The organism is Nocardioides sp. Iso805N (assembly GCF_000364605.1).
In the GTDB taxonomy this organism is placed as follows: domain Bacteria; phylum Actinomycetota; class Actinomycetes; order Propionibacteriales; family Nocardioidaceae; genus Nocardioides.
In genome coordinates, this window is sequence record NZ_KB822580.1 from 272,311 (window position 1) to 283,263 (window position 10,953).

At 70.9% G+C, this 10,953-nt stretch carries 11 protein-coding genes; 10 read left to right on the forward strand and 1 reads right to left on the reverse strand.

Annotated features, from left to right (window positions below; all coding sequences use genetic code 11):
• Positions 1-22: 22 nt before the first annotated feature.
• Genes H036_RS0115155 through H036_RS0115165 form a run of 3 tightly spaced genes read left to right on the forward strand, consistent with a single transcriptional unit; the run spans position 23 to position 2,570 of the window.
• Complete coding sequence (locus H036_RS0115155; protein ID WP_017935649.1) at positions 23-928, forward strand: metal ABC transporter solute-binding protein, Zn/Mn family; 906 nt, start codon at positions 23-25, stop codon at positions 926-928.
• Positions 925-1,752 carry a metal ABC transporter ATP-binding protein gene (locus H036_RS23045; RefSeq protein ID WP_017935650.1) on the forward strand — a complete coding sequence of 276 codons (828 nt, stop codon included), beginning with the start codon at positions 925-927 and terminating at the stop codon, positions 1,750-1,752. Before H036_RS0115155 ends, H036_RS23045 begins: the two co-directional genes overlap by 4 nt.
• Positions 1,737-2,570, forward strand: coding sequence for a metal ABC transporter permease (locus H036_RS0115165; protein WP_036488570.1), 834 nt, complete (start codon positions 1,737-1,739; stop codon positions 2,568-2,570). Before H036_RS23045 ends, H036_RS0115165 begins: the two co-directional genes overlap by 16 nt.
• Before the next feature lie 114 nt (positions 2,571-2,684).
• Here the strand turns inward: H036_RS0115165 and H036_RS0115170 are convergent, their stop codons facing one another.
• Positions 2,685-3,098, reverse strand: a complete 414-nt coding sequence (locus H036_RS0115170) for a Fur family transcriptional regulator (protein WP_017935652.1) — start codon at positions 3,096-3,098, stop codon at positions 2,685-2,687.
• 138 nt (positions 3,099-3,236) lie between these two features.
• Here H036_RS0115170 and H036_RS0115175 point away from each other — a divergent pair, with 138 nt between their 5' ends.
• The 7 genes from H036_RS0115175 (at position 3,237) to H036_RS0115205 (ending at position 10,801) form a co-directional block, all read left to right on the forward strand.
• Entirely contained in the window at positions 3,237-4,631 is a 1,395-nt protein-coding gene (locus H036_RS0115175) for a glycine--tRNA ligase (protein ID WP_017935653.1), read from the forward strand.
• Positions 4,632-4,662: 31 nt separating this feature from the next.
• The gene (locus H036_RS0115180; protein WP_017935654.1) at positions 4,663-5,445 is read left to right on the forward strand and encodes a hypothetical protein; all 783 of its coding nucleotides are present in this window, start codon (positions 4,663-4,665) and stop codon (positions 5,443-5,445) included.
• Between the two features lie 57 nt (positions 5,446-5,502).
• Entirely contained in the window at positions 5,503-6,627 is a 1,125-nt protein-coding gene (dusB, locus tag H036_RS0115185; protein WP_017935655.1) for a tRNA dihydrouridine synthase DusB, read from the forward strand.
• A 194-nt stretch (positions 6,628-6,821) separates the two neighbouring features.
• Positions 6,822-7,709 (forward strand): hypothetical protein, encoded by an 888-nt coding sequence (locus H036_RS24955; RefSeq protein WP_017935656.1) that lies wholly within the window; start codon positions 6,822-6,824, stop codon positions 7,707-7,709.
• 142 nt (positions 7,710-7,851) lie between these two features.
• Positions 7,852-9,093 (forward strand): deoxyguanosinetriphosphate triphosphohydrolase, encoded by a 1,242-nt coding sequence (locus H036_RS0115195; protein WP_017935657.1) that lies wholly within the window; start codon positions 7,852-7,854, stop codon positions 9,091-9,093.
• Positions 9,090-10,004 carry a 2-hydroxyacid dehydrogenase gene (locus tag H036_RS0115200; RefSeq protein WP_017935658.1) on the forward strand — a complete coding sequence of 305 codons (915 nt, stop codon included), beginning with the start codon at positions 9,090-9,092 and terminating at the stop codon, positions 10,002-10,004. Before H036_RS0115195 ends, H036_RS0115200 begins: the two co-directional genes overlap by 4 nt.
• Positions 10,004-10,801: a carbon-nitrogen hydrolase family protein gene (locus H036_RS0115205; protein WP_017935659.1), complete on the forward strand. Its 798-nt coding sequence runs from the start codon at positions 10,004-10,006 to the stop codon at positions 10,799-10,801. Before H036_RS0115200 ends, H036_RS0115205 begins: the two co-directional genes overlap by 1 nt.
• The last annotated feature ends 152 nt before the right edge of the window (positions 10,802-10,953 follow it).

The window sequence follows — 10,953 nt, forward strand, 5'->3', positions numbered from 1 at the left end:
GAATCATTCTCATTATTGGAGTGTGCAGCCGCTTCGCCTCGTCGCCGTCCTCTCCGTCGCCCTGATCTCCCTCGCCGGTCTCACGGCGTGCGGCTCGGGGCCGACGAGCAGCAAGGACGTCGTCGAGGTCGTTGCCGGCGAGAACTTCTGGGGCGACGTGGTCAGCCAGGTCGGTGGCTCGCACGTCAAGGTCACCTCGATCATCAGCAACCCCGACGACGACCCGCACGAGTACGAGTCCTCGGACCGCAACGCCATCGCGATCGCCACCGCGCGGCTGGTGGTGCGCAACGGCCTCGGCTACGACGACTTCCTGACCAAGCTGGTCTCAGCATCCGGCGCGCACCCGAAGGTGCTGACGGTGGCCGACGTTCTCGGCGTCACGGGCGCCGACGCCAACCCGCACCTGTGGTACGACGCGCCGTGGCTGCCCGAGGTCGCCGAGGCCGTCGCGACCGAGCTGGGCGAGCTCGACCCGGCCAACAAGGCCGAGTTCGAGGCCAACGCGAAGACGTTCACGCAGAGCCTCGCGCCCCTGCTGGGCGTCATCGGCCAGATCAGGAGCCAGTACGCCGGCACCCCGATCGCCTACACCGAGCGCGTCCCCGGCTACCTCGTCCAGGCAGCCGGCCTGACCCTCGGGATCCCCGCCAGCTTCGCGCAGTCGGTCGAGGACGGGAGCGACCCCAGCCCGCACGACACGGTGGCGTTCAACGACGCGATCAAGAACGGTACGGTCAAGGTGCTGCTCTACAACGCGCAGGTGACCGATGCGCAGACGACCGAGATCAAGCGGCTGGCCACCGATTCCGGCGTACCGATCGTCGGGGTGACCGAGACGATGCCGCCGTCCTACCACCACCTGCAGGACTGGCAGCTCGCCCAGGCCAAGGCCCTGCTCGAGGCGCTCCAGAAGGCGAGTCGATGAGTCAACGACCGGCGATCCAGCTCGATCACGCGGCCCTGCGCCGTGGCGACCGCCTCCTGTGGCGGGACCTGACGCTCGACATCGAGGCGGGGGAGTTCGTCGCCATCCTCGGGCCCAACGGCGCCGGCAAGTCGACGCTGCTCAAGGTGCTGCTCGGTCTGCTCCCGCTGAGTGAGGGGCATGCCCTGGTCGCCGGCAAGGCGCCGCGTCGCGGTAGTGCGGAGGTGGGCTACGTGCCGCAGCAGAAGGGCTTCGACACCGACCTCGGTGCCCGCGGTCGTGACCTCGTCACGCTCGGTGTCGACGGTCACCGCTTCGGTCCGCTAGGGGCAGCGGGCCGGGCGGCGCGGGTGGAGGCGGCCATCACGGCGGTCGGGGCGAAGGCCTACGCCGACCGGCCCATCGGTCGGCTCTCGGGCGGCGAGCAGCAGCGGCTGCGGATCGCCCAGGCGCTCGTCGGCGACCCGTCGGTGCTGCTGTGCGACGAGCCCCTGCTCTCCCTCGACCTCAATCACCAGCGCGGCGTGGTCGAGCTGCTCGACAGGCGCCGTCGCGAGGCCGGTACGGCGGTGCTGATGGTGACCCACGAGATCAACCCGGTGCTGCCCTACGTCAACCGCGTCATCTACCTCGTCGACGGCCGCGTCGCCGTCGGCAAGCCCGACGAGGTGCTCACCAGCGCCCGGCTCTCCAGCCTCTACGGCACCCGGGTCGACGTACTGCGCGTGCGTGACCGGATCGTGGTCCTCGGCGCGGAGACCGAGCCACACCACGACCACGACCACTTCCATGACAGCGACGCGGGGGAGTGGCACGCGCAGTGAACGACATCTGGACCTACCTGCACTATCCGTTCGCCCAGCACGCCCTGATCGCGGCGACCCTCGTGGCGCTGGTCAGCGGCCTGATCGCTCCGTTCGTCGCTGCCCGGGACATGGCCTTCGCCGTGCACGGCAGCGCGGAGCTGGCGTTCCCGACGGCGGTCGCGGGCCTCCTGCTCTTCGACGACGCGCTCACCGGTGCGCTGCTCGGCTCCGTGCTCGTCGCGATCGCCATCGCCCTGCTCGGCAGCAGACGCGGTGACGGCAACACCGCGATCGGCGTCATCCTCGCCTTCGGCCTGGGCCTCGGCGTGTTCCTGCTGAGCTTCTACCACGGGTACGCCAGCCAGGCGACGAACATCCTCTTCGGCTCGATCGTCGCCGTCACGGGTCGCGACCTGGCCGTGCTCGGCGTGGTTGCCGCCGTGGTGAGCCTGCTCGTGCTGGTGGTCTACCGGCCGCTGTTCTTCTCCTCGGTGGACCCCGAGGTCGCCGAGGCCCGCGGCGTCCCGGTCCGCATCCTGGGGCTCCTCTTCGTGCTCATGCTCACCGTCACCGTCACCGAGGTGGCGCAGGTCGTCGGCACCCTGCTGGTGCTTAGCCTGGCGATCACGCCGGCGGCGGCAGCACGATGCTGGACGGCGGCGCCGTTATTGGTGACCGGCCTCTCGGTGCTCTTCGCGCTGCTGGCCGCGGACGGTGGGTTCCTGCTCTCGCTGGCCTTCGTCGACTCCGGGGTGAAGGCGAGCGTGTTCATCACCTTCATCAGCTTCGGCCTCTACGTCGTGGCTCGCGTGGCCGCCGTGGTGCGGAGGGTCTAGCCGCCGAGTCTGCAGAAATGGCGCCTGTGTTTGCAGATGTGGCGCATCCGTCGCGCACGGGGCCGAGCGGGCACGCCGCATGTACCGACTCGGCGCCCATTTCTGCAAGGTCGGCTACTTGGCGGCGCACTCCGCGCAGGTGCCGAAGATCTCCACGGTGTGGTCGACGTCGACGTACCCGGCATCCTTCGCCACCTGCGCGGCCCACGCCTCGACGGCCTTGCCCTCGACGTCGACAGCCTTGCCGCAGCGGCGGCAGACCAGGTGGTGATGGTGGTGGTCCGGGCCCTCGGCGGCCGACTCGCCGCACAGCCGGTAGGTGGTCTCGCCGCTCGCCGTACGGATGACGTCTGCCTCGCCGGTCTCGACCAGGCTCTGCAGGTGGCGGTAGACGGTGGCCAGGCCGACGGAGTCGCCGCCGGTGCGCAGGGTCGCGTAGACGTCCTGGGCGCTGTGGAAGCCGTCCAGGGTGCGCAGCGCGTCGCGAACCGCTCCGCCCTGCTTGGTCACACGCTGAGGTCGGGCCATGCCACCAGCGTAACTGGTAATCGTTATCGCGTACCGGCGATGCGAACGACAATGCGGTGCGCGGCCGCGGCGGCGGCTGGATAGGGTAGGGACGCGTCACAGCCGGTGGCGCACGCACCGCTATCGATAGGACCTCCCGTGGCAAAGCCGCCCGCATCCACCGTCGACCACGTCGTCTCCCTCGCCAAGCGTCGGGGCTTCGTCTACCCGTGCGGTGAGATCTACGGAGGCACCCGCAGCGCGTGGGACTACGGCCCGCTCGGCGTGGAGCTCAAGGAGAACATCAAGCGCCAGTGGTGGAAGTCCATGGTGCAGATGCGGGAGGACGTCGTCGGTCTCGACTCCAGCGTGATCCTGCCGCGGCAGACGTGGGAGGCCTCGGGTCACGTCGCGACCTTCAGCGACCCGCTGACCGAGTGCCAGAGCTGTCACAAGCGGTTCCGCTTCGATCACCTGCAGGAGGCGTACGCGGAGAAGAAGGGGATCGCTGACCCCGACACCGTCAACCCGGCCGACATCGCCTGCCCCAACTGCGGCACCCGTGGCGCCTGGACCGAGCCGCGCCAGTTCTCCGGCCTGCTCAAGACCTACCTCGGCGTGGTCGAGGACGAGTCCGGCCTGCACTACCTGCGGCCGGAGACCGCCCAGGGCATCTTCCTCAACTTCGCCAACGTGGTGACCTCGCAGCGGATGAAGCCTCCGTTCGGCATCGCGCAGATCGGCAAGTCCTTCCGCAACGAGATCACGCCGGGCAACTTCATCTTCCGCACCCGCGAGTTCGAGCAGATGGAGATGGAGTTCTTCGTCAAGCCGGGTGAGGACGAGGAGTGGCACCAGTACTGGATCGACACCCGGACCGCCTGGTACTACGACCTCGGCATCCGTCCGGAGAACCTGCGCCACTACGAGCACGCCAAGGAGAAGCTGTCCCACTACTCCAAGCGCACCGTCGACATCGAGTACAGGTTCAACTTCGCCGGCTCGGAGTGGGGCGAGCTCGAGGGCGTCGCCAACCGCACCGACTTCGACCTCTCGACGCACTCGAAGCACTCCGGTGTCGACCTGTCCTACTTCGACCAAGCCAGCAACGAGCGCTACACGCCGTACGTCATCGAGCCGGCGGCGGGCCTTTCGCGCAGCCTGATGACCTTCCTCGTCGACGCCTACACCGAGGACGAGGCGCCCAACACCAAGGGCGGCGTGGACAAGCGCGTCGTGCTGCGCCTGGACAAGCGGCTCGCGCCGGTCAAGGTCGCGGTGCTGCCGCTGAGCCGCAACGCCGACCTGTCGCCGAAGGCGAAGGACCTGGCGGCGGAGCTGCGCCGCAACTGGACCGTCGACTTCGACGACTCCGGAGCCATCGGCCGCCGCTACCGCCGTCAGGACGAGATCGGCACGCCGTTCTGCGTGACCGTCGACTTCGACACCCTCGAGGACCACGCCGTCACCGTGCGCGAGCGCGACACGATGGCCCAGGAGCGGGTTTCGCTGGACCGGATCGGCGCCTACTTCGCCGAGAAGTTCCTGGACTGAGGCGCTGGGCCGGGGGTGCATGATGTCCGCCATGGCTCGTCACGGACGCTCGCCCCGTCGCTCCCTCGGCCTCGCCGTGGGAGCACTCCTCCTGGCCGGTGCGACGCTGACCGCCTGCGGCGGCTCCTCGAACGACAACGGTGACGGCGCGACCGGGTCCGGCGCGGCCTCGGCGAGCGGCACCGCCACCACCGCCGGCTCCTACCCGACCGGAGTGCCCAGCGGGGTCAGCCTGACCTCGCCGGGCAAGGCGTTGCAGGTCGGGCAGAGCGCGACGGTGGCCTGGCAGCCGAGCCAGCAGCTGGTCGGCGTGCTCGACCTGACCGTCACCGCCATGCACAGCACCACGTTCGCGAAGTCCTTCAAGGGCTGGGAGCTGGACGACGCGACCAAGGCGAACGCGCCCTACTTCGTCACCGCGACCGTCCGCAACGCCGGTCAGAGCGATCTGGCCGGCCAGCCCGTCCCGCTCTACGGCTCGGCGGCCACGGGTGCCCTGGTGGAGGCGTCCACGTTCGCAACCGACTTCAAGCCGTGCGGCCCGAGCGTCCTGCCGACGCCGTTCCCGGCCGGCGCCAGCGCGAAGGTCTGCCTCGTCTACCTGGTGCCGCATGCCGGCAGCCTCGACGGGGTCAGCTTCCGGCCGACGGAGGCGTTCGATCCGATCACCTGGTCGGGCGAGGTGACGCCACTCGGCAAGGCGGGCGCCTCGTCGGGCACGCCCTCGAGCGGAGCCCCCAGCGGGCTGCCAACCTCGTCGCCGACAGCGGGCGGCAGCCCGGACGTGCACATGTCGGGCTCGCCGCTGCACTGAGCGATCGGAGATCCCGAGAGTTTGGGTACGGCGCAGGCCCGCCCCGACAATGGCTCCATGACATCCCTGCGCCTCGGCAACCTCGAGATCGCGACCCCCGTCGTGCTCGCGCCGATGGCCGGTGTCACCAACGCGGCGTTCCGGCGGCTGTGCGCCGAGCAGGGCGCCGGTCTCTACGTCTGCGAGATGATCACCTCCCGCGGCCTGGTGGAGGGCGACCAGCACACCAAGGACATGCTCGTCTTCGATGAGCTGGAGACGGTGCGCAGCGTCCAGCTCTACGGCACCGACCCGGTCTACGTCGGCAAGGCCACCGAGATCCTCTGCGCCGAGTACGGCGTGGCGCACGTCGACCTCAACTTCGGCTGCCCGGTGCCCAAGGTCACCCGCAAGGGCGGCGGGGGTGTGCTGCCGTGGAAGCGCAACCTCCTGGGCGAGATCCTGCGTCACGCGGTCAAGGCCGCCGAGCCCTTCGGCGTACCTGTGACGATGAAGACCCGAAAGGGCATCGACGAGGAGCGCCTCACCTTCCTCGATGCCGGCCGGATCGCCGCCGAGAGCGGTGTCGCCGCGATCGCGCTGCACGGGCGGACGGTCTCGCAGGCCTACTCCGGTGTCGCGGACTGGGACGCCATCGCCGAGCTCAAGACGGCGGTCCCCGAGATCCCGGTGCTCGGCAACGGCGACATCTGGGAGGCCGCTGACGCGCTCCGGATGATGGACCAGACCGGCGTGGACGGCGTCGTCATCGGCCGCGGCTGCCTCGGTCGCCCCTGGCTGTTCCGCGACCTCGCCTCGGCGTTCGCCGGCGAGACGGTGGAGACCCTGCCGAACCTCGGTGAGGTGGCCGCGATGATGCGCCGGCACGCCGAGCTGCTCTGCGAGCACATGGGCGAGGAGCGCGGGTGCAAGGAGATCCGCAAGCACGTCGCGTGGTACCTCAAGGGCTTCGGCGCTGGTGGCGACACCCGCCGCGACCTCGGCCTGGTCAAGACGCTGGCGGACCTGGACGAGCTCCTCGACAGGCTGGACCCGAACGAGCCCTTCCCGGCGTCCGAGCTGGGCGCTCCGCGCGGTCGCCAGGGCGCACCGCGGCACAAGGTCGTCATGCCCGAGGGGTGGCTCGACGACACCGACGGGATCGGCTGTGCGATCCCCGAGGACACCGTCTCCGGCGGCTGAGCCGGGCTTTTCCGCGGCTGCCGGGGCCGGCGACGAGCGCGCCGATCGGCGGTCGAGGTGCGCACGGTAGCGAGTCTCGCAACCCACCGGGGGATTCGGTGCCCCCTTGCGCCGTATGTTCTACTCGACCGAAGCCGAACCGCCTCGGGGTCGGAACGGCGTGCCTCTGTCAGCAACAGCAAAGGATCAGCGCTGTGGCCACTGGCCGCCACAAGCGGGACACCGATGCCCGCCCGTCGCGCCTGCGACGGACCCGTCTTCCCCTCATCGCCGCACCCATCGCGCTTGCCGTGACCGGGGGCGCCGTCGCCCTGGGTGTGACCACCCAGGGTGCCACGAGCTTCGTCGCGACCGACGCCTCCGACAGCCTCTCGCGGGTGGCGTCGAGCGCTTCGGCCAGCGCCTCGGCGGCGCCGGTCACGCCTTCGGCGAGCGCCAGCGCGAGTGCCAGCGCGAGTGCCACGGCGAGTGCCACGCCGTCCCGCCCGGCCGTCGCCTCCCGTTCGCAGTCCCGCACCAGGATGTACGCCGAGGTCGACCTCAACCTGTGGACCGGCGCCGGCGACGCCGCCACGCTCGACGGCGAGCTCACCGAGGGCGACAGCGCGATGTACACCGGGATCGTCCGTAGCGGCCGCCAGCAGGTGGTCGTCGACGGCGAGACCCGCTGGGTCACCTCGGGACATCTCTCCGGCGACAAGCCGGACCCGGCCGACGGGGCGCTCTCGGACGCACCGTGCCCCGACGGCAGCGTGGAGAAGGGCCTGAAGCCGCAGACCGTGCGGGTCTACCGGGCGCTGTGCCACGCGTTCCCCGAGGTCACCTCGTTCCTCGGCTGGGGTGCGCGCTCCGAGCACGACACCGGCAACGCCATCGACGCGATGGTCTACGGCGACAAGGCGCTCGGTGACCGGATCGCCGCCTGGGCCCAGGCCCACGCCAGCGAGCTCGATCTCTACGACATCCTCTGGTACCACCGGATCTGGACGCCCGTGCGGGCCTCCGAGGGCTGGCGGACCTTCGCCGATCGTGGCTCGGCGACCGCGAACCATATGGACCACGTCCACCTCGGCACCAACTGATCGTCGCGTGACGGAGCGTCGCCGGCGTTGTCGTCGCTCGACGGCCCGCTCCGCTTGAAGGCCGCCGTCGCTCCTCCGCCTTGGCGCCGCGCTCGTCACGCGACGATCCGCCTGTCGGCCACGGGCTCTAGAGTCATCCGCGATGGATGCTCTCTATGACGACCACGCCCGCGAGCGCCTCGTCCCCGAGCCGCCGAAGCGGGTGCTCGCCCCCGAGCGCACCGCCTTCGAGCGGGACCGTGCCCGGGTGGTGCACGCCGCCTCGTCGCGCCGCCTGGCCGCCAAGACGCAGGTGGTGGGGCCACAGTCCGATGACTTCGTCCGCAACCGGCTCACCCACAGCCTCGAGGTCGCCCAGGTCGCCCGGGACGTCTCGCGGGCGCTCAACGGAGGTCAGCCCGAGCTGGCCGACCTGGCGGAGACCGCGGCCTTGGCCCACGACCTGGGGCATCCGCCGTTCGGACACAACGGCGAGGAGATCCTCGCCGTACTGACCGAGGGGGCGGGCGGCTTCGAGGGGAACGCCCAGACGCTGCGGATCCTGACCCGGCTCGAGGCCAAGACGTTCGATGCGGCCGGCGAATCGGTCGGCCTCAACCTGACGCGCGCGACGCTGGACGCCTGCACCAAGTACCCGTGGGCGCGGGGCGAGCGGCCCGGGCCCAAGTTCGGCGTCTACGACGATGACCGGTCGGTCTTCGATTGGCTGCGCACGGGTGCGCCCGCCCAGCAGCGCTGCGTGGAGGCCCAGATCATGGATCTGGCCGACGACGTCGCCTACTCGGTGCACGACGTGGAGGACGGCGTCGTGGCGGACCGGGTCGACCTGACCAGGCTGGACGTGGCGGCCGTGGGCGTCGCCGTACGGGCGGCCTATCGGCCGGACCTGAGCGATGCGGATGTCGCAGCCACGGTCAAGGAGCTGACTGCGGTGGGCTCGTGGCCGGTCAGCGGCTACGACGGCACGCGGCGCAGCCTGGCCGCGTTGAAGAACCTCACCAGCGACCTGATCGGCCGCTTCTGCGGCGCTGTCCAGCAGGCCACCTTCGACGCGGCCGAGGGGCCGTTCACCCGCTACCGGGCCGATCTGGTCGTGCCCGAGGAGACCCTGCGCGAGATGGCGGTGCTCAAGGGGATCGCGGCGCACTACGTCATGCAGACCGACGTCCGGCGCGCGCTGATGGCCCGCCAGCGCGAGCTGTTGGCCGAGCTGGTCGCCGCGCTGCTCGACCGGGAGGGCACGACCCTGGACCGGCAGTACGCCGAGGACTGGGCGCAGGCGTCCGACGACGATGCTCGACTGCGGGTCGTGGTGGACCAGGTCGCCTCGCTGACCGATGCCAGCGCCGTGGCCTGGCACGACCGACTGAGGGGGACCCGATGAATCCGCTGGTGTGGCTGCCCTTCGACCCGAGTGAGCTGGGCGAGGTGCCGTCGGGTCTGCGCTACGAGGTGGTCGATCCGACCCAGGCGGTGCCGGCGTCGGTGGGGGAGGTGGAGTTCTACGTCACGCCCTACAACATGGGGCCTGCGGTGGCCGAAGTGCTCGGGTCGATGGCCTCGCTCAAGGTGGTGCAGACCCTGTCGGCCGGGGTCGATAACATCCGTGCCCGCATCCCTGACGGTGTCACGCTGTGCAACGGCCGTGGCATCCACGACACCTCGACCGCCGAGCTGGCGCTGACCCTGATCCTGTCCTCGCTACGCGAGATCCCGACCTTCGTGCGTCGCCAGGACCGCGCCGAGTGGCGGCGGGACGGCTTCACCGAGTCGCTGGCCGACAAGCGCGTCCTGATCATCGGGTACGGCGCCATCGGGGCCGCGATCGAATCCCGCCTCCTTCCCTTCGAGTGCGAGGTCGTGAGGGTCGCCCGCTCCGGGCGCGACGGCGTCCATGCCATCGGCGAGCTGCCCGACCTGCTGCCCGATGCCGACGTGGTCGTGCTGATCGTGCCGCTGACCGAGGAGACCCGCGGCCTGGTGGACGCCGACTTCCTGGGACGGATGAGGCCCGGAGCGCTGCTGGTCAACGTCGCCCGCGGAGCGGTGGTCGACACGACCGCGCTGGTCGAGGCCCTCCACGCAGGCCGGATCAGGGCGGCGCTCGACGTCGCCGACCCCGAGCCGCTGCCGGCCGACCACCCGTTGTGGTCCGCGCCCGGCCTGCTGATCAGCCCGCACGTCGGCGGTGCCAGCAGCGCGATGTGGCCGCGTGCCTACCGGCTGGTTCGGCAGCAGCTCGAGCGCTTCGCCGCGGGGGAGCCGCTGGCCAACGTGATGAGCGGAGACTACTGATGCTGCGGGTCGCGGCGGTGCAGGCCGAGGCGACGCCCGGTCAGGTGGTGCGCAACCTCACCGCGGCGGTCGGCTGGATCGAGCGAGCGGCGGGGCGCGGCGCCGACCTGGTCGTCTTCCCCGAGGCCTTCACCACCGGGTACGACGAGGAAGTCTTCGCTGACCCGGCCAGGGTGCCCGCCGCGGACCTGGCATGGGCGACTCCGGTCCAGGCCGCGGTCGAGGCGACGGGAGTCATCGCGGTGCTCAACTCCCCGCTCGACCACGGGACCCACCGCACGCTGAGCAGCGTGGTGCTGCGACCCGGCGAGCGGGCTGTCGCGGCGTACGCCAAGCAGCATCTGTACGCCTCCGAGCGGGCGTTCTTCACGCCGGGAGACGGCGGCGCGAGTCTGTCGATCGGGGAGCAGGAGCTGGCGCTCTCGGTCTGCTACGACGCCAACTTCCCCGAGCACGCGGCCGCCGCCAGAGGCGCCGATGTCTACCTCAACAGCGGTGCCTACTTCCCCGGCGGCGAGCACCGTCGCGACCTCCACTACGCGGCCCGGGCGCTCGACAACGGCGTCTACGTGGTCTTCGCCGGCCTGCTCGGGGCGCCGTACGGCTTCATCGGCGGATCCGCCGTCCTCGATCCGGAAGGCCGGGTCCTCGACCGGGTCGCGCCCGGCACCGAGGGGCTCGCCGTCGCCGACGTCGATCCGGACCGGATCGCCGAGGTGCGGGCCGCGCAGCGGATGTGGGCCGACCGGCGGGTCTCACTCGGGCACCGCACCCACCTGACCTCGACGAGACCGTAACCGCGCTCCGCGCTCGGGGCTCGGGGCTCGCGGACCCCGTCACCAAGCTCGTACCTCGCTTGGACGACGCCCGCTCACTCGCATCGCCGCGCGCTCCGCGCTCGGGGCTCGCTCACTCGCATCGCCGCGCGCTCCGCGCTCGGGGCTCGCTC